This window comes from Janthinobacterium sp. 64, assembly GCF_002813325.1.
Taxonomy (GTDB): Bacteria; Pseudomonadota; Gammaproteobacteria; order Burkholderiales; family Burkholderiaceae_D; genus Janthinobacterium.
Map to the genome: position 1 here is coordinate 5,704,977 of NZ_PHUG01000001.1, position 19,060 is coordinate 5,724,036.

Below are 19,060 nucleotides of genomic sequence, written 5' to 3' on the forward strand. Positions count from 1 at the left end.
AGAAACATTTTTCACCTTGCAGCGCTTCCCAGAATGACTAAACCAGCCCAGGCCAATCAAAATAGCTACACCCGAAAACCGGTCGAACGCCGGCCCTTGCCGAACCGGCTGGTGCGGCTGCTGTCCGAGGCGCGCTGGTTCGCGCTGGCCGCGTTTGCCCTGTATTTCGTGCTGATACTGGCCAGCTTCAACAAGCTCGACCCGGGCTGGTCGCATGCGACCTCCGTCGACAAGGTGGCCAACCTGGGCGGCAAGCTCGGCGCGACCTTCTCCGATCTGTTGCTGTATATCTTCGGCTTTTCCGCCTGGTGGTGGTGTGTCTGGCTGCTGCGCACGGTGTGGAATGGCTATCGCCGCCTGAGTAAGCGCTTCCTGCTGGAAGAGGAAGAGGTGGAGCGCGAACACCATGTCGAGATGCTGATCCGCATCGTCGGCTTCTCCATCATGCTGATCGGCAGCATGGGCCTGGAATACCTGCGCATGGCGAAAAGCCTGCACGTGCAGCTGCCGCGCGATCCCGGTGGCGTGCTGGGCCAGCTGGTGGGCCACTCGGCCCACGTGGCCTTCGGTTTCACGGGCGCCACTTTATTACTGTTGCTGCTGTTCGGCCTGGGTTTTAGCCTGTTCTTCCACGTATCGTGGCTGCAAGTGGCCGAACGCATCGGCGGCGCCATCGAAGACGTTTTCAACTGGTTCGTGCTGCGCTACCAGGACCGCGAAGACCGCCGCCAGGGGGAAGTGGCCGCCGTGCGCCGCGACGAAGTGGTGGTCATCGAACGGGCCAAGCATGTGGAAAAGCACGTGGCCGCGCCGCCCGTGAAGATCGAGCCGCAGGTGGTGACGGTGGTGAAATCGGAGCGCGTGGAAAAGGAACGCCAGGCGCATCTGTTTGAAACCCCCGGCGATGGCAAGCTGCCGCCGCTGTCCCTGCTCGATGAGGCGCCGCCCGTGGTGGAAACGGTGTCCGTGGAAACGCTGGAATTCACGAGCCGCCTGATCGAGAAGAAATTGTCTGACTTTGGCGTGGATGCCAAGGTAGTGGCCGCTTACCCCGGTCCCGTCGTGACGCGCTATGAAATCGAGCCGGCCACGGGCGTCAAGGGCAGCCAGATCGTCGGCCTGGCGCGCGACCTGGCCCGTTCGCTGTCGCTCACTTCCATCCGTGTGGTGGAAACCATTCCCGGCAAGAATTACATGGCCTTGGAGCTGCCGAACAGCAAGCGCCAGATCGTGCGCCTGACGGAAATCCTCGGCTCCAAGGTCTACAACGATGGCGTATCGAGTCTGACGATTGCGCTGGGCAAGGATATCGCCGGCAAGCCCGTCGTGGCCGACCTGGCCAAGATGCCCCATTTGCTGGTGGCCGGCACCACCGGTTCCGGTAAATCCGTGGGCATCAATGCGACGATTTTGTCGCTGCTGTACAAATCCGACCCGCTCGACGTGCGTTTGATCCTGATCGATCCGAAGATGCTGGAAATGTCCGTCTACGAAGGCATTCCCCACTTGCTGGCGCCCGTCGTGACCGACATGCGCCAGGCGGGCCACGCGCTGAACTGGGCCGTGAACGAGATGGAACGCCGCTACAAGCTGATGAGCAAGATGGGCGTGCGCAACCTGGCCGGCTACAACGCGAAGATTGCCGACGCGAAAAAGCGCGAAGAACACATCCCGAATCCGTTCAGCCTGACCCCGGATTCGCCCGAGCCGCTCGATAAACTGCCGACCATCGTCATCATCATCGACGAGCTGGCCGATTTGATGATGGTGGTGGGCAAAAAAGTCGAGGAATTGATCGCGCGTATCGCGCAAAAGGCGCGCGCCGCCGGTTTGCACTTGATTCTGGCCACGCAGCGCCCATCTGTAGACGTGATCACGGGCTTGATCAAGGCGAATATCCCCACGCGTATCGCTTTCCAGGTATCGTCGAAGATCGACTCGCGCACCATTCTCGACCAGATGGGCGCGGAAACCCTGCTGGGCATGGGCGATATGCTGTACATGCCGCCCGGCACCGGTTTGCCGATGCGCGTGCACGGCGCGTTTGTGTCGGATGAAGAAGTCCACCGGGTCGTCAGCCACTTGAAGCTGCAGGGCGAACCGAATTACATCGAGGGCATCCTCGAAGGCGGCACCTTGGAAGGCGATGGCGCCGAAGGCGGCGCGCCGGGCGAGGGCGGCGGCGAGGCCGATGCCCTGTACGACCAGGCGGTGGCGGTGGTGCTGAAAAACCGCCGCGCCTCGATTTCGCTGGTGCAGCGTCATTTGCGCATCGGCTACAACCGCGCGGCCCGTCTGCTCGAGCAGATGGAGCAGAGCGGGGTGGTATCAACCATGCAATCCAATGGCAACCGGGAAATCCTGGTGCCGGCGGCGAGTAGTGAACAAGGGTAACGGAATGAAGAACACGACTTTCGCAACAAAAATGATCATCGGCGCGGCCAGCGTCGCCTGCAGTCTGCTGTTCGCGGCCAGCGCCTCGGCCAGCGCACTGGAACAGTTCAAGAGCTTTGCGGCCGGCACCAAGTCGGCCAAGGGCGAGTTCGTGCAGCGGCAAGTCAAGAAGGCGGACGCCAGCGGCAAGGCGAAAGTATCGACCCCCGCCAGCGGCACGTTCGAGTTTGCCCGCCCGGGCAAGTTCATCTGGACTTATCTGAAGCCATACGAGCAACTGCTGCAAGCCGATGGCGACAAGCTGTATATCTATGACAAGGACCTGAGCCAGGTGACGGTCAAGAAACTGGGCGACGCGCTCGGTTCCTCGCCAGCAGCCATCCTGTTCGGCAGCAACGACCTGGAAAAGAATTTCACCCTGGCCGAAGCGGGCACGCGCGATGGCCTGGAATGGCTGAAGGCGACGCCGAAAGCCAAGGACACGACGTTCGATGAAATCACCATCGGCCTGCGCAACGGCGTGCCCGAAGCGATGGAATTGCGCGATTCGTTCGGACAGACGTCGGTGCTGGCGTTCAAGAATTTCCAGAAGAATCCGGCGCTTTCGGCCAATCACTTTAAATTTGTCATGCCCAAAGGCGCCGACGTCATCAACAATTAAGACTGTCGCGCCTTGCGTATGAGCCGGCCTCGCAGCAATGCGGGGCTTTTGCATTCTTATTAGGTAACTCATTATGGCGGATCTCTTTTCCACCGCACCGCGCCAGCCGCTGGCCGAAGCCTTGCGGCCGGCTACCCTTAACGAAGTCATCGGCCAGACGCATCTGCTGGGCGTGGGCAAGCCGCTGCGTTTGGCGTTCGAGGCGGGCAAGGCGCACTCGATGATCTTGTGGGGGCCGCCCGGCGTGGGCAAGACGACCCTGGCACGGCTGATGGCGAACGCTTTCGACAGCGAATTCATTGCCCTGTCCGCCGTGTTTGCGGGCGTAAAAGATATCCGCGCAGCCATGGACCAGGCGCGCCACAGCCTGGACCAGTTCGGCAAGCACACCTTGTTGTTCGTCGACGAGATCCACAGGTTCAATAAATCGCAGCAGGACGCCTTGCTGCCCTTCGTCGAATCGGGCCTGGTGACGTTTATTGGCGCCACCACCGAAAACCCCAGCTTTGAAGTCAATTCGGCGCTGCTGTCGCGCGCGCAAGTGTATGTATTAAAGTCGCTCAACGAAGACGAGATGAAGCAGTTGCTGGCCAAGGCGCAATCGACGGCCCTGACGCATCTGACGTTTGACGAGGCCGCCGCCGACACCCTGATCGGCTACGCGGATGGCGATGCGCGGCGCTTCCTCAATTTGCTGGAACAGGCCGAGACGGCCGCCAGCTCGACGGGTACGACCAGGATCGACGCAGCCTTCGTCGACAATGCACTGACCTTGAATTCACGCCGTTTCGACAAGGGCGGCGACAATTTCTATGACCAGATTTCCGCGCTGCATAAATCCGTGCGGGGATCGAACCCCGATGCGGCCCTGTACTGGTTTTGCCGCATGATCGATGGCGGCGCCGACCCGCGCTATCTGTCGCGGCGCATCGTACGCATGGCCTGGGAAGACATCGGCCTGGCCGACCCGCGTGCATTGACCATGGTCAATGACGCGGCGGAAACGTATGAACGGCTCGGTTCGCCCGAAGGCGAGCTGGCCTTGGGCCAGGCCGTGATTTATTTGGCCATCGCCGCGAAAAGCAATGCCGGCTACAACGCGTTTAATACGGCGATGGCGTTTGTGAAGAAGGATAAATCGAAGGAAGTGCCCGTGCATTTGCGCAATGCGCCGACGAAGCTGATGAAGGAACTCGGCTACGGCCACGCCTACCGCTACGCGCACGACGAGCCCGATGCGTATGCGGCTGGCGAAACCTATTTCCCGGATGGTATGGCCGAACCGGGCTGGTACCAGCCCGTGCCGCGCGGCCTGGAAAGCAAAATAGCCGACAAGCTGGCCTGGCTGCGCGAGCTGGACAGGAAAGCAGGAAAACCAGCAGGCAAGGGCTGAATTACAGTCCCAGCAAGCTAAAACCGTCATCCTGCGGCGCGTAGCCGACCAGCTGGCGCGTCGTTTCGATGGATAACCGCTTGTAGCGGTTGTCCGAGACGCCATGCACGACGTGGTAGCCTGGCGCCACGTCCGCCGCCACGCAGCATGCCAGCAGCTGCACCACGTCGCGCTCGCTGATGAAGGCGGCGATGTCGCGCGTGCTGTGCTGTTGACCTGGCGCAAAGTGGGCCACGTTGGCGATGCGCACGGCAATCGCCGTCATGCCATGCTGGTGCGCGAACGCGGAGGCCACGCCTTCGCCAAAGGCCTTGCTGGCGCCATACATGTTGGCCGGCCGGGCCGGCATGTGCTCATGCACTTGCATGTCCAGCGGATAGCCCTCGATGGCTTGCGCGCTGCTGGCAAACACCACTCTTTTTACTCCCTGCGCCTGTGCCGCGCGAAAGATGTTGTGCGTGCCGATGATGTTCGGCTGCAGCAGCTGCGCATCGAAATCGGCGCTGGCGTGCGGCACGCCGGCCAGGTGCAGCACCACGTCGATGTCCATGCAGGCGGCCAGGCAGGCGGCGTAGTCGCTCACGTCGAGCTGCATGGACGGGCAGGGCGCTTCGGCCAGCTTGCCTGTGTGCAGGTCGGCCAGGCGCAGGGAGAATTCCCCGTGCCGGCGCTTCCAGAAAGCGGTGCCGATGATGCCGGCGGCGCCCGTGACGAGGACGCGCAATGGTGCAGGTTTCATGTATTCCTTGTGTTCAATGTGTGGGGCAGTGCCAGGTGTAGCCAGCGCAGCAGGGTGGGGCGCGGTGCGGCGGTCCCATGCACGCGGATGCGTCCGCTGCCCACGGCTTCGACCAGCACCAGGCCGTCATTCGGGATCGTGTAGCGTTCGCCGCTGCGCAGCACGCAATCGTCGAATTGGGCGTAGGCCGTGATCCACGCCGTGCCGGACAGGCATTCGATGACACTGGCGTGCGCCTTTTCCAGGCGCAGAGGCCGTTCGCTGCGTAATTCGTGGTCGGTATGCATGGCATCGCTCCTGTTGTGCTGACAGGAACAGCTTAGGCGCTTGCGGTGAAGCATGACAGATGCAGGAAAACGAAATTGTAATGCATACAGTGTGCCTTGCCGTACACTGTGCTTGTCAAAAAATCGGGCAACTGTATCTGTGCCGGCGCCGCGCGGTAGCCGCATACTGAAGGGATGAACATGAGCGCGCATTTGAATCTGTACGAGCACCTGGCCAACGAGCTGGGCGCCCTGATCGACTCGCGCGTGTTCGCGCCCGGCGACCGCCTGCCATCGATCCGCCACCTGGCGCAGCAAAAGCGCATTTCCGTCAGTACCGTGATGCAAGCGTTGCGCCTGATGGAAGACCGGGGGCAAGTCGATGCGCGGCCCCAGTCCGGCTATTTCGTGCGCCACCGGGCGCCGCGCCGCCCGTGCAGTGCCGATGCCCAGCATTTGAAGGAGCCGGCCTTTGTCGGCATCAACAATCTGCTGATGCGCGTGCTGAAGGAAAACGAGGCGCCCGATATCGTGCAGCTGGGCACGGCCTGGCCGCCCGACGAAATATTGCCGATCAAGCGCATGCAGCGCACCATCAGCGCGGTGGCGCGGCGCGAACCCGCTTTGTTGAGCAAGGTCAGCTGCTACGACGTCAGCGAAAGCAATTTCCTGCGCCAGGTGACGCGCCGCGCGCTGGATTGGGGCAAGCTGGACCCGCACGAGATCGTCGTGACGAATTCCTGCACGGAAGCGATCAGCCTGTGCCTGCGCGCCGTCGCCAGGCCGGGCGACACGATCGCCATCGAGTCGGCCACGTATTTCGTGCTGCTGCAGATGATAGAAAGCCTGGGCATGAAGGCGCTGGAAATTCCCACCGACCCGAAGACGGGGCCGTCGCTCGACGCGCTCGAGCTGGCCCTGCGCGCCGGCCTCGTGCAAGCGTGTCTGTTCGTGCCGAACGCAAATAATCCTTTGGGTTGCGTCATGCCGGAAGCCAACAAGAAGCGGCTGGCGGGCCTGCTGTCGGAATTCAATATTCCGCTGGTGGAAGATGATGTCTATGGCGACCTGTGCTTTGCGCCGCAGCGGCCCTGGCCTGTGAAAGCCTACGATACGAGCGGCAACGTCTTGCTGTGCTCCTCGTTTTCCAAGGCGATTACCCCTGCGTCGCGCGTCGGTTACGTGCTGGCCGGGCGTTTCGCGCAGGAAGTGGCCTTGCTGAAAACCGTGTCGAGCGGTGCCACCAGCCATTTCTTCCAGGCCGTGCTGGCCGATTTTCTGGAAGGCAGCAGCTACGACCAGCAGCTGCGCAAGATGCGGCGCACCCTGGTGCAGCGCATCGCCCGCATGTCCGACGCGGTGGCGGCCAGCTTTCCCGGGGACTGCATGCTGTCCGAGCCGCAGGGCGGTTTCGTGCTGTGGGTGCAGATGCCGCCGCAAGTCGATGCGCTGGCCCTGCATGGCCCGGCCATCGCCGACGGCGTGGCGTACATGCCGGGCCAGCTGTTCTCGGCCTCGGGCAAGTTCAGCAATTATCTGCGCCTCAATTGCGGCAATGCGTGGACGCCGCGCATCGAGCAGGCGATTGGCCGCCTGGGCCGCCTGGTGCATGAGGCTTTGTAACTATTCTTTGCGTTTCAGTCCCTGTTTTTCACCGTTCGCTCCCTGTTTTTCGCCGCTGGTCGCAAGCCTGTGGCGTTGTTTGTGGCCGTTGGCTAAAGTAGCACCATACCAGCAGCAGTCAACGAAACAAACCAACCAGGAGTTACATCATGCACGCACTGAAAAACATGGAAATCACCTTTGTCGCCGCCGCCATCATCGCCATCGGCGCCAGCTTCGCCACTGCCGGCGCGAATACCGTGGAAGTGAGCGCCAGCAGCACCGTGATCGCCCAGGCTGCCGACAGCGCGATGCCAGTCGTCACCGTCAGTGCGCGCCGCCTGACCGCTGCCGAAAAAGCCGCGTTCATTTAAGCAATAAGCTGAGCGAAAAATGTAAAGCGGGCGCGAGTGCCCAGCCACACTGCCATGACGATGGTGGACGTGCGCAAAACTCATCGAAGTGAACAGGGTCTTGGTACAATGAGTGCTTTCGATACATCGGCACCGCCATCCACCCATGATAGATATCCAACTTCTCCGTAAAGACATCGCCACCGTCGCAGAACGCCTGGCGACGCGCAACTTCCCGCTCGACGTGGCCGGTTTTACCGCCCTCGAAGCCGAACGCAAGGCGATCCAGACGCGCACCGAAGAGCTGCAGGGCAAGCGCAATGCGCTGTCCAAGCAAATCGGCATGTTGAAAGGCAAGGGGGAAGACACCTCGGCCGTGATGGCGCAAGTGGCCGGTCTGGGTGATGAGCTGAAAGCCGATGAAGCAGCGCTGACCCTGGTGCAAGCCAAGCTGAGCGACTTCATCATGGCCGTGCCGAATTTGCCGCACGAATCGACGCCAGCGGGCGAAAACGAAGCGGGCAACGTGGAAGTGCGCAAGGTCGGCACGCCACGCAGCTTCGACTTCGAAGTCAAGGATCACGTCGACGTGGGCGCCCCGCTGGGCCTCGATTTCGAAGTGGCGACCAAGCTGACCGGTTCGCGCTTCTCCGTCATGAAGGGCGGCATCGCCCGTCTGCACCGCGCGCTGGCGCAGTTCATGCTCAACACGCACGTGGACGAGCATGGCTACACGGAATGCTATACGCCGTACATGGTCAACGCCGACTCGCTGCGCGGCACGGGCCAGTTGCCGAAATTCGAAGCCGATCTGTTCTCGGTGAAAAAAGGCGGCGCGGAAGGCGAGGGCGAGACCTTCTACCTGATCCCGACGTCGGAAGTGACGCTGACCAATATCGCGCGCGATGAAATCCTGGCGCTCGATCAATTGCCCCTGAAAATGACGGCCCACACGCCATGCTTCCGCTCGGAAGCGGGCAGCTACGGCCGCGACACGCGCGGCATGATCCGCCAGCACCAGTTCGATAAAGTCGAGATGGTGCAGGTGGTGCATCCTGACACCTCGTACCAGGTGCTCGATGACATGGTCGGCCATGCGGAAGCGATCTTGCAACGCCTGGGCCTGCCATACCGCGTGATGTCGCTGTGCACGGGCGACATGGGTTTTGGCGCCACCAAGACCTTCGACCTGGAAGTGTGGCTGCCAGCGCAAAACACCTACCGCGAAATCTCGTCCCTGTCGAACTGCGAAGCCTTCCAGGCCCGCCGCATGCAGGCGCGTTTCCGCAACGCCGCCGGCAAGCCGGAACTGGTGCACACCCTGAACGGCTCCGGCCTGGCAGTGGGCCGCACCCTGGTCGCCGTGCTGGAAAACTACCAGCAAGCAGACGGCAGCGTCGAGATCCCGGCCGTGCTGCGCCCTTACATGGGTGGCCTGACGCATTTGAAGGCTTAAAAATAGTCCTTTTCTTTTTGTCGCGGGCTGCTATAATCTTGCCTTCCCGCAGCAATGCAGGAAAAGACCGCAGCAAATGGAGAGGTGGCAGAGTGGTCGAATGTACTTGACTCGAAATCAAGCGTACGTTAAATCGTACCGTGGGTTCGAATCCCACCCTCTCCGCCAGAACAAATAGAGAAAGCTCCCGCAAGGGAGCTTTTTTTATTTGTGGCGGCGGAAAGGAGTACGCCCCCTGCGGGGCGTACGCGTGGGATTCGAAGACGAGCGCGTATTCGCGCGAGGCTCCCCGAATCGTCCAATGGGTTTTCACGCGTGCGCCAAGGCGGCGTCTACAAAGACGAGCCGCGTCTCGCGCGAGCCTCCCCGAATCGTCAAATTGGATATTGCTTTTCCAAAGCAATATCAGCAACAAACCCCTACCCAACCCAACAACACCCATGCTAAAATAGCGCCTCGTTCAAACCGGCACGCCAGTTTGAATGAATAGACCGCAGTAAACGGAGAGGTGGCAGAGTGGTCGAATGTACTTGACTCGAAATCAAGCGTACGTTAAATCGTACCGTGGGTTCGAATCCCACCCTCTCCGCCAGAATACATAAGAGAAGCTCCCGCAAGGGAGCTTTTTTTATACCCATCACATATGCAAGCCACCAGCTCAAAGTCCAGGTAGAAAAACCGCCCAAAGCGCGCAGCGCAAGGCGTTTTTTCCTCCATTCAGGCATTGAACGTCAGCGCCGCCACTAACGAAACAAGCTAGTGCGCCAGCCTCGCCACCGCAAATGCCACGACCGACATGGCAATCATCGTCCCCACGCACCATAAAATCATGGCTGATCTGGCCGCAGCCAGATCGCTTTTTGTCGCGTAATCGGCATGCTCCATTTTCATATCCGCCGTATCCCGCTCCTGTGTATCACCCCGTCCGCTCATGACCGCATCTCCTCGTTGCCCACTCCATGCTCCGCGCTTTTTTCAGCGCTGTCAAACCGTGTCCCGAGGGTATCGTGCACGGTCCGGCTATTGCGTTGTTGCATATCTGCCTTCGACACCTCCGCCCACCTTGACCCCGCTCAGCCTATGGTAATCTACCCCCTCCCATCCCGACCCCACCCATAAAAGCAATGAGCCGATTCTGGAGCAACATCGTCAGCGAGCTGACCCCCTACGTCCCTGGCGAGCAGCCGAAACTGCCCGACCTGGTGAAACTCAACACCAACGAAAACCCCTACGGCCCGTCGCCGCAGGTGCTGGCCGCGTTGCGCGACGCCAGCAACGACAGCCTGCGCCTCTACCCCGATCCCACGGCGAGCGAACTGAAGCAAACCCTGGCCGACTACCACGGGCTGAGCAGCGCGCAAGTGTTCGTCGGCAATGGTTCCGACGAGGTGCTGGCGCTGGCCTTCATGGCCTTGCTCAAGCACGATGCGCCGCTGTTGTTCCCGGACATCAGCTACAGCTTCTATCCCGTGTATTGCAAACTGTATGGCATCGATTACCGTACGGTAGCGCTCGACGAGGCCATGCGCATCCGTCCGCAAGACTACCAGGGCCCGTGCGGCGCCATCATCTTCCCGAATCCCAACGCGCCCACGGGCGTGGACTTGCCGCTGGCCGGCGTGGAAGCGATGTTGCGCGCCCATCCCGACGCGGTGGTGGTGGTCGATGAAGCGTATGTGGATTTTGGCGGCGAGAGCGCCGTGGCGCTGGTCGAGCGGTATCCGAACTTGCTGGTGGTGCAGACGTTCTCGAAATCGCGCTCCTTGGCCGGCTTGCGCGTGGGTTGCGCCTTCGGTCATGCGGACCTGATCGAGGCGCTGGAAAGAGTCAAGAACAGTTTCAACTCGTATCCGCTGGACCGGTTGGCGCTGGCCGGCGCCGTCGCTTCGCTGCACGACGAAGCGTATTTCCAGCAGACGTGCCAGGCCGTCATCGCCAGCCGCGAACAGCTGGCGGCGGACTTGACTGAGTTGGGCTTCCAGGTGCTGCCGTCGGTGGCCAACTTCGTCTTTGCCCGCCACCCGCAGCATGACGCGGCGCAACTGGCAGCCGGCTTGCGCGCCCGCTGCGTGATCGTGCGCCATTTCAATGCCCCGCGCATCAGCCAGTATTTGCGCATCAGCATCGGCAACCCGGCCGAGTGTGCAGCCTTGATGGCGGCCTTGCGCGCAATACTGTGACGCCGTGCTGACCTTCGTTCCTGCCAGCCTGGCCGATGGCGAGGCACTGGCCAGCCTGCGCGTGGCCGCCATGCGCGAAAGCCTCGAGCGCATCGGCCGCTATGATCCGCAGCGGGCGCGCCAGCGCTTCCTGGCCACGTTCGACCCCGACTGCACCTGGCAGTTGCGCCACGGCAGCGCGCTGGCAGGCTTTTATGTGTTGCGCCCGCAAGCGGAGTATTTGCTGCTCGACCACCTCTACCTGGATCCAGAATACCAGCGGCAAGGCATGGGTGCGGCCGTGCTGGCGCGCGTGTTTGCCGAGGCCGATGCGGGCCGCAAGAGCGTGCGCGTGGGCGCCTTGCGCGGCAGCGAGGCGAACCGCTTCTATGTGTGGCACGGCTTCGTGCCCGATGGCGAGGAAGCGTTCGACCTGTATTATCGGCGCGCACCCAAACCTTGATGCTGCCGACGGCGACTGTTTGTGCAACAATAATCGGATTCATACCTCGACAGGACGGACAATATGGCAAAAGTGGCATTCATCGGTTTGGGCGTCATGGGTTTCCCCATGGCAGGCCATCTGGCGGCGGGCGGGCACGACGTCACCGTGTACAACCGCAACCCGGCCCGCGCGGCGGCCTGGCTGGAGCAGCACAAGGGCAACAGCGCCGCCACGCCGGCCGCCGCCGCTGCGGGCGCCGAGTTCGTCTTCACCTGCATCGGCAACGATAACGACCTGTACCAGGTGATCCTGGAAGAGGGCGGCTTGCTGTCCGCTATGGCGCCGGGCAGCATCCTGATCGACCATACGACGGCGTCGGCCGAAGCGGCGCGCACCATCCATGCGGCGGCTAAAGAGCAGGGCGTGTTCTTCCTCGACGCGCCCGTGTCCGGCGGCCAGGCGGGCGCGGAAAACGGCAAGCTGACGGTGATGGTGGGCGGTGATGCGCAAGCGTATGCGCGCGCCGAGCCCGTCATCGCGCTGTTCTCGCGCGCCGTCACCTACATGGGCGCTTCCGGTTCCGGCCAGCTGACGAAAATGGTCAACCAGATCTGCATCGCGGGCCTGGTGCAAGCCTTGAGCGAAGGCATCGCCTTTGCGGAAAACGCGGGCCTCGATGCGGCCCTGGTGGTCGACGTGATTTCGAAGGGTGCGGCGCAGTCGTGGCAGCTGGAAAACCGGGGCAAGACCATGATCGAGCGCAAGTTCGACTTCGGTTTCGCCGTCGACCTGATGCGCAAGGATCTGGGCATCTGCCTGGCCGAAGCCCAGCGCAACGGCAGCGACTTGCCCGTGACGACCTTGACGGACCAGTTCTATGGCGAAGTGCAGCAGGCGGGCGGCAACCGTTTTGATACGTCCAGCCTGATCACCCGCTTGAACAAAAAGTAACTCTTTAACGCATCAGCAAACGGCGGCGCGTCCCTGCAAAGGGCCGCGCCGCTCGTCGTTTACGTCAGCATCAACCTTAAAACGTCAGTTTCCGGAACATCCGGTTTCGATTTTCATGGAAAAGCATGGACTTCGCTAGCTCATCGTGTATTATTAAAAAACGAGATGAAATGTCCCAATTTTTAAAACATTATGAGCGGACCCGCATGAAAACCAACTCCTCAGCGATAACACGCGTTGTCGACAAGAACATTCCCTACCTGTCTTCCGCCGTTGCCATCTGGCGCCCCCGCGCCGTGCTGCGCAGCTGGCCCGGCGTGGCCATCGCGCTGGTGATCGCCCTGTCGGCCACCTTTATTTCCAGTAATTACGGCGGCCCGCAACTGCTGTACGCGCTGTTCTTCGGCCTGGCCTTCCACTTCCTCGCGTCGGACCCCACCTGCAAGCCCGGCATCGAATTTTGCAGCAAGATTCTGCTGCGCACGGGCGTGGCCCTGCTGGGCGCGCGCATCACCTTCAATCAGATCGCCTCGGTGGGTGTGACGCCCTTGCTGATCGTCGTCGGCGGCCTGGTGGCGACCTTGGGCTTTGGCTACCTGCTGGCCAAGTGGCTGAAACGGCCCATCACGGAAGGCATTTTGTCGGGCGGCTCGGTGGCCATCTGCGGCGCCTCGGCCGCGCTGGCCATCTCGGCCGTGCTGCCGCAAACCAAGGAAAACGAAAAATTCACGCTGCTGACGGTGGTGGGCGTGACGTCGCTGTCGACCCTGGCCATGATCGTCTATCCGCTGCTGGTCAAGCTGCTGGGCTTTGACCCGACGGAAGCGGGCGTGTTCATCGGCGGCACGATTCATGATGTGGCGCAAGTGGTGGGTGCCGGCTACCTGGTCAGCAACCACACGGGCGACGTGGCTACCTTCGTCAAGCTGACGCGCGTCGCCTGCCTCGTGCCCGTCGTGCTGGGCCTGTCGATCATGTTCAAGCGCAAGGATGGCAAGAGTGAAGTCGACGCGCCGCCGCTGGTGCCGTTTTTCCTGATCGGCTTTGTCTGGCTCGTCATCACGAACAGCCTGGGCCTGATCCCGCAGGAAGTCAATGGCTGGATCAACAATGCCTCGCGCGCCTGTCTCGTCATCGCCATTGCCGCGCTGGGCGTGAAAACCTCGTTCCAGTCGCTGGCCTCGCTGGGCTGGCGTCCCGTCATCATGCTGGTGATGGAAACGGTGTGGATCGCCGCCTTCGTCGCCATCGCCGTCCTGCTGACGCGCTAAGCGAGCCGGGCCAGCCATGAAGATCCTTGTCCTCGGCGCCGGCGTGGTCGGCACGGCATCGGCCTGGTACTTGCGCCAGGCGGGCCACGACGTGCGCGTGCTCGAGCGCCAGGCGGGCGCGGCGCAGGAAACCAGTTTTGCCAACGGCGGGCAGATTTCCGTTTCGCATGCGGAGCCGTGGGCCAATCCCGCCACCCTGCGCAAAGTCCTGACCTGGCTGGGCAAGGACGACGCGCCGCTGCTGTTCCGTCCCCGCCTCGATACGCTGCAATGGCAGTGGGCCCTGCATTACCTGCGTGAATGTTTGCCATCGAGGGTGTCGCGCAATATGCGCCAGATCGTCGCCCTGGCCGAATACAGCCGCCAGAGTTTGCAGGCGCTGCGGCGCGAGACGTGCATCGCCTACGACCACCTGGAACGGGGCATCCTGCATTTCTATACGGACCAGCAGGAGTTCGACAAATCGCAGTCGGGCGCCGCGCTGCTGCGCGAGCTGGGTTGCCCGCGCAACACCGTCAGCGCCGATGAAGTGATCCGCATCGAGCCAGCTCTGGCCCATGCGCGCCAGCACATCGTCGGCGGCGACTTTACGGCCAGCGACGAGTCGGGCGACGTGCATCTGTTTACCACGGCGCTGGCGGCCCGCGCGGTGGCGGCCGGCGTGGATTTCTGCTTTGGCACGACAGTGACCCGCTTGCTGCTGGACGGCGAAAGAGTGACTGGCGTGGAATGCATCGATGCGCAGGGCCGCCACCGCAGCGAGCGGGCGGACGCCGTCGTGGTGGCCATGGGCAGCTTTTCCGCGCCATTGCTGCAGCCGCTGGGCATCCGGTTGATGCTGTATCCGGGCAAGGGTTATTCGGCCACGTATCCGATCATCGACCCCGTCAGCGCGCCGTCTGTGTCGCTGACGGACGACGGCCACAAACTGGTGTTTTCACGCCTGGGCGAGCGCCTGCGCGTGGCGGGTACGTGCGAGCTGAACGGCTACACGCGCGAATTGAACCCCGTGCGCTGCGCCGCCATCACGCGCAGAGTGCAAGCGCTGTTCCCTGATGCCTGTGATTACAGCGACCCCGTCTACTGGGCCGGCTTGCGCCCGCTCACGCCATCGAACGTGCCCTACATCGGCGCCACGCGCTACCGCCAGCTTTACCTCAACACGGGCCACGGCACCCTGGGCTGGACCATGGGCTGCGGCGCGGGCAAGGCTATCGCCGAGCTCGTATCCAGGCGGCGGCCTGAAGTCGATTTTGCGTTTTGCGGCGAAGCCCCCCGGCATGAGGCCGCTTTGGTTCACCTTAGGAGAGTACCACGATGAGAGACGCCACCACCCCCAGCCAGCCACCGACCGGCCTGACCCTGGCCGGCACCACTTACCAGTCGCGCCTGCTGGTGGGCACCGGCAAGTACAAGGATTTCGAGGAAACGCGCCTGGCCATCGAAGAGAGCGGTGCCGAGATCGTCACCGTCACGATCCGCAGGGTCAACATTGGCCAGGAAAAGGGCGAGCCGAACCTGCTCGACTTCATCCCGCCGTCGAAATACACGATTTTGCCCAACACGGGCGGCTGCTACAACGCGCGCGACGCCGTCTACACCTTGCAGCTGGCGCGCGAGCTGCTGGGCGGGCACCCGCTGTGCAAGCTGGAAGTATTGGGCGACGAAAAGACCCTGTTCCCGAACATGCCGGAAACGTTAAAGGCGGCCGGGGAGCTGGTACGCGACGGCTTCCAGGTGATGGTGTATTGCAGCGACGACCCCATCCAGGCGCGCATGCTGGAAGACCTCGGCTGCATCGCCGTCATGCCGCTGGCGTCATTGATCGGCTCGGGCATGGGCATTCTGAATCCGTGGAATCTGTCGCTGATCATCGAGCAAGCCAGGGTCCCCGTGCTGGTCGATGCCGGTGTCGGCACGGCGTCGGACGCGGCCATCGCCATGGAACTCGGTTGCGACGGCATCCTGATGAATACCGCCATCGCGGCGGCGCGCGAACCGATCCGCATGGCGCGCGCCATGAAACTGGCAGTGCAGGGCGGACGCGAGGCCTATCTGGCCGGACGCATGCCCCGGAGAGCAGGCGCCATGAGCGCATCGCCCTCGTCGCCGATGGCCGGGCTGATCGCCTGAGCCAGATTTGTAGCAAGGCAGTTGATTATCGTTTCAAGCGTTTATAAAAACCACAATACCTGGAGATGACATGAAACACACACTCGTAGCGGCAGCCGTCCTGGCCACCTTCTTCGCCGGCAACGCCAGCGCCCAATCGTCCGTCACCGTGTACGGTTTGCTCGACGCGGGCCTGACGTCCGAACACGGCGGCGCGGACGGTTCCGTCACCAAGCTGGCCACCGGCGTGCAGTCGGGCAGCCGCATCGGCTTCAAGGGCACGGAAGACCTGGGCAACAATCTGAAGGTCAACTTCTTGCTGGAAAATGGACTGGATCTTGACACGGGCGCCAACCGCCAGGGCGCGCTGTTTGGCCGCAAGGCCTATGTGGGCCTGTCCGGCGGCTTCGGTGCCGTCAACCTGGGCTTGCAACACAACCCGCTGTTTACCGCGCTGGACAATATCGACCCGTTCGAGACGGGCCTGACGGGCGCCTCGCTTAACCTGATGAGCGTGGCCAGCCTGCGCACGAAAAACGCCATTATGTACGAGACGCCGAAGGTGAAGGGCTTGTCGGCCGCCATCATGGTTGGCCTCGGTGAAAAACCGGAAAGCGCCAGCCTGGGCCGCACCATCGACTTTTCCATCGATTACGCCAACGGCCCGCTGGTGCTGACCCTGGCGCACGATAATCGCAAGGACACGCCGCTGAACACGGCCAAGGTCACCTTGCTGGGCGGCACCTACGACTTCGGCCCCGCCAAGCTGCACGCCGCGTATGAAACGGACAAGGACGATGCGGGCACGGATTTCCGCAGCTACATGCTGGGCGTGTCGGCGCCGGTCAGCGCGGCGGGCAGCGTGATGGCGTCGTACATCAAGAAGGATGACCGCACGAATGCGCGCCGCGGCGGGCGCCAGCTGGCCATCGGCTACACCTATGCCTTGTCCAAGCGCACCAATCTGTACACCTCGTACGGGCGCATCAACAACGATGGCGCGGGCACCAACTTCGTTGGCGATGCATCGAGCGGCGGCAGCGTGCCCTTGCCTGGGCATAACTCAAGCGCCTTCACGGCTGGCATGCGCCTGAAGTTCTAAGACGCGGCGCAGGAGGAACCGATGGCGGGCTGTCTGTTGCGGATAGCCCGCCATTGTTGTTTCAGCAGTGGGGCAAAGTCACGGATTCCGGATTCAGGAATGAAACAGTCCGATTTTTCATGAATTTTCATTGACAGCGCATTTCGCAACCGTTAAATTGAATACGTATTTCAAATATCGGAACAAAATATACCGATTTTTTATAAAACTGTAAGGAGACTGAGCCATGACCGATTTGTCCGACCAAAAAGCCGCCGCCGCTGCCGCAGTGAATCCACCCGCTTCAGTGGGCCCGCAAAAGATGACGCCGTCCGAAGCGTTCGTGGAAACCCTGGCCGCCAATGGCGTGACCGACATGTTCGGCATCATGGGCTCGGCCTTCATGGACCCGATGGACATTTTCGCGCCCGCCGGCATCCGGCTGATCCCCGTCGTGCACGAGCAGGGCGCCGGCCACATGGCCGACGGCTATGCCCGCGTTTCGGGCCGCCATGGCGTCGTCATCGGCCAGAACGGCCCCGGCATCAGCAATTGCGTGACCGCCATCGCCGCCGCCTACTGGGCGCATACGCCCGTCGTCATCATCACGCCGGAAACGGGCACGATGAGCATGGGCCTGGGCGGCTTCCAGGAAGCGAACCAGTTGCCGATGTTCGAGGAATTCACGAAATACCAGGGCCACGTGACCCATCCCGCCCGCATGGCGGAATTTACGGGCCGCTGCTTCGACCGCGCCATGTCGGAAATGGGCCCGACGCAACTGAACATCCCGCGCGATTATTTCTATGGTGAAATCAAGGCGGAAATCCCCAAGCCGAACCGCCTGGACCGTGGCGCCGGCGGCGAACACAGCCTCAATGAGGCGGCCGAACTGCTGGCGAAAGCCAAGTTCCCCGTGATCATTTCGGGCGGCGGCGTCGTCATGGGCGAAGCCATCGAGGAATGCAAGGCGCTGGCCGAGCGCCTCGGCGCACCCGTCGTCAACAGCTACCTGCACAACGACTCGTTTCCTGCCAGCCATCCGCTGTGGTGCGGCCCGCTCGGCTACCAGGGTTCCAAGGCGGCCATGAAACTGATCGCCCAGGCCGACGTCGTCGTCGCTCTCGGTTCGCGCCTGGGCCCGTTCGGCACCTTGCCGCAGCACGGCATGGATTACTGGCCGAAGAATGCCAAGATCATCCAGATCGATGCGGATAACAAGATGCTGGGCCTGGTGAAAAAGATTTCGGTGGGCATCTGCGGCGACGCCAAGGCGGCCGCCAAAGCGATTCTTTCCCGCCTGGATGGCAAGAGCCTCGATTGCGACGCGACGCGCGAGGAGCGCTTTGCCACCGTGCAAGCCGAGAAGGCCGCGTGGGAAGACGAACTGGACAACTGGACGCACGAAAAAGATGCGTACAGCCTGGACATGATCGAAGAGCAAAAGAAAGAGCCGGGCAATTACTTGCACCCGCGCCAGGTCTTGCGCGAGCTGGAAAAAGCCATGCCGGAAGACGTGATGGTGTCGACCGACATCGGCAACATCAACTCGGTGGCCAATAGCTATCTGCGCTTCGAAAAGCCGCGCAGCTTCTTTGCGGCGATGAGCTTTGGTAACTGCGGCTATGCGTTCCCGACCATCATCGGCGCCAAGGTGGCCGCACCGCACCGTCCAGCCGTGTCGTATGCGGGCGACGGCGCCTGGGGCATGAGCTTGATGGAAACGATGACCTGCGTGCGCCACAACATCCCGGTGACGGCCGTGGTCTTCCACAACCGCCAGTGGGGCGCGGAAAAGAAAAACCAGGTCGATTTCTACAACCGCCGCTTTGTCGCCGGTGAGCTCGACAACCAGAGCTTTGCCGAGATTGCGCGGGCCATGGGCGCCGAAGGCATCACGGTCGACAAGCTGGAAGACGTGGGTCCAGCCTTGAAGAAAGCGATCGACATGCAAATGAATGAAGGCAAGACCACCATCATCGAAATCATGTGCACGCGCGAACTGGGCGACCCGTTCCGCCGCGATGCGCTGAGTAAACCTGTGCGGCATTTGGACAAGTATAAAGACTACGTTTGATGTGCTGGTGTTGTTGGATTACGCCCTGGCGGGCTAATCCAACCTACGTGTAGCACGTATCGAATGTGTAGGTCGGATTAGCCGGGCGCAAGCCCGGCGT

17 protein-coding genes and 2 tRNA genes are annotated in these 19,060 nt (G+C 62.0%); 16 read left to right on the forward strand and 3 right to left on the reverse strand.

All coding sequences use genetic code 11. The features are described 5' to 3' along the window. Positions 1-33 precede the first annotated feature (33 nt). The 3 genes from CLU91_RS25190 (at position 34) to CLU91_RS25200 (ending at position 4,448) form a co-directional block, all read left to right on the forward strand. On the forward strand, positions 34-2,394 hold the full coding sequence (locus CLU91_RS25190; RefSeq protein WP_100876301.1) for a DNA translocase FtsK: 2,361 nt from the start codon (positions 34-36) through the stop codon (positions 2,392-2,394). Between the two features lie 31 nt (positions 2,395-2,425). Then, positions 2,426-3,055 (forward strand): outer membrane lipoprotein chaperone LolA, encoded by a 630-nt coding sequence (lolA, locus tag CLU91_RS25195; RefSeq protein WP_099759968.1) that lies wholly within the window; start codon positions 2,426-2,428, stop codon positions 3,053-3,055. A gap of 73 nt (positions 3,056-3,128) precedes the next feature. Next, entirely contained in the window at positions 3,129-4,448 is a 1,320-nt protein-coding gene (locus tag CLU91_RS25200) for a replication-associated recombination protein A (protein WP_100876302.1), read from the forward strand. Between the two features lies 1 nt (position 4,449). Here CLU91_RS25200 and CLU91_RS25205 read toward each other — a convergent pair whose 3' ends face one another. Then, complete coding sequence (locus CLU91_RS25205; RefSeq protein WP_100876303.1) at positions 4,450-5,187, reverse strand: NAD-dependent epimerase/dehydratase family protein; 738 nt, start codon at positions 5,185-5,187, stop codon at positions 4,450-4,452. Beyond that, positions 5,184-5,474: a DUF2917 domain-containing protein gene (locus CLU91_RS25210; protein ID WP_100876304.1), complete on the reverse strand. Its 291-nt coding sequence runs from the start codon at positions 5,472-5,474 to the stop codon at positions 5,184-5,186. Before CLU91_RS25210 ends, CLU91_RS25205 begins: the two co-directional genes overlap by 4 nt. Positions 5,475-5,654: 180 nt before the next feature. Between CLU91_RS25210 and CLU91_RS25215 the strand changes: the two genes are divergently transcribed. From CLU91_RS25215 to CLU91_RS25235, 5 genes are all read left to right on the forward strand, one after another. Then, complete coding sequence (locus CLU91_RS25215) at positions 5,655-7,076, forward strand: aminotransferase-like domain-containing protein (RefSeq protein WP_100876920.1); 1,422 nt, start codon at positions 5,655-5,657, stop codon at positions 7,074-7,076. Between the two features lie 149 nt (positions 7,077-7,225). After that, a complete protein-coding gene (locus tag CLU91_RS25220) occupies positions 7,226-7,429 on the forward strand; it encodes a hypothetical protein (RefSeq protein WP_100876305.1) in 204 nt (67 codons plus the stop codon). Between the two features lie 145 nt (positions 7,430-7,574). Further along, positions 7,575-8,864 carry a serine--tRNA ligase gene (gene serS, locus CLU91_RS25225; protein ID WP_100876306.1) on the forward strand — a complete coding sequence of 430 codons (1,290 nt, stop codon included), beginning with the start codon at positions 7,575-7,577 and terminating at the stop codon, positions 8,862-8,864. A gap of 78 nt (positions 8,865-8,942) precedes the next feature. After that, a tRNA-Ser gene (locus tag CLU91_RS25230) sits at positions 8,943-9,032 on the forward strand. 334 nt (positions 9,033-9,366) lie between these two features. Beyond that, positions 9,367-9,456 (forward strand) — tRNA-Ser (locus tag CLU91_RS25235). Positions 9,457-9,620: 164 nt separating this feature from the next. Here the strand turns inward: CLU91_RS25235 and CLU91_RS28030 are convergent. Continuing rightward, positions 9,621-9,797 (reverse strand): hypothetical protein, encoded by a 177-nt coding sequence (locus CLU91_RS28030; protein ID WP_157814808.1) that lies wholly within the window; start codon positions 9,795-9,797, stop codon positions 9,621-9,623. A 191-nt stretch (positions 9,798-9,988) separates the two neighbouring features. Here CLU91_RS28030 and hisC point away from each other — a divergent pair, with 191 nt between their 5' ends. The 8 genes from hisC (at position 9,989) to xsc (ending at position 18,960) form a co-directional block, all read left to right on the forward strand. Beyond that, complete coding sequence (hisC, locus tag CLU91_RS25240; RefSeq protein WP_100876307.1) at positions 9,989-11,044, forward strand: histidinol-phosphate transaminase; 1,056 nt, start codon at positions 9,989-9,991, stop codon at positions 11,042-11,044. A gap of 4 nt (positions 11,045-11,048) precedes the next feature. Continuing rightward, positions 11,049-11,486: a GNAT family N-acetyltransferase gene (locus tag CLU91_RS25245; RefSeq protein ID WP_232730879.1), complete on the forward strand. Its 438-nt coding sequence runs from the start codon at positions 11,049-11,051 to the stop codon at positions 11,484-11,486. Between the two features lie 63 nt (positions 11,487-11,549). Then, positions 11,550-12,419, forward strand: coding sequence for an NAD(P)-dependent oxidoreductase (locus CLU91_RS25250; RefSeq protein ID WP_100876308.1), 870 nt, complete (start codon positions 11,550-11,552; stop codon positions 12,417-12,419). 206 nt (positions 12,420-12,625) lie between these two features. Then, positions 12,626-13,690 (forward strand): YeiH family protein, encoded by a 1,065-nt coding sequence (locus tag CLU91_RS25255; protein ID WP_077401830.1) that lies wholly within the window; start codon positions 12,626-12,628, stop codon positions 13,688-13,690. A 16-nt stretch (positions 13,691-13,706) separates the two neighbouring features. Next, on the forward strand, positions 13,707-15,011 hold the full coding sequence (locus tag CLU91_RS25260) for a D-amino acid dehydrogenase (protein ID WP_100876309.1): 1,305 nt from the start codon (positions 13,707-13,709) through the stop codon (positions 15,009-15,011). Beyond that, the gene (locus CLU91_RS25265) at positions 15,008-15,823 is read left to right on the forward strand and encodes a thiazole synthase (protein WP_100876310.1); all 816 of its coding nucleotides are present in this window, start codon (positions 15,008-15,010) and stop codon (positions 15,821-15,823) included. Before CLU91_RS25260 ends, CLU91_RS25265 begins: the two co-directional genes overlap by 4 nt. 70 nt (positions 15,824-15,893) lie before the next feature. Continuing rightward, the gene (locus tag CLU91_RS25270) at positions 15,894-16,904 is read left to right on the forward strand and encodes a porin (RefSeq protein WP_100876311.1); all 1,011 of its coding nucleotides are present in this window, start codon (positions 15,894-15,896) and stop codon (positions 16,902-16,904) included. Between the two features lie 301 nt (positions 16,905-17,205). Then, complete coding sequence (gene xsc, locus CLU91_RS25275) at positions 17,206-18,960, forward strand: sulfoacetaldehyde acetyltransferase (protein ID WP_198521513.1); 1,755 nt, start codon at positions 17,206-17,208, stop codon at positions 18,958-18,960. Positions 18,961-19,060 lie beyond the last annotated feature (100 nt).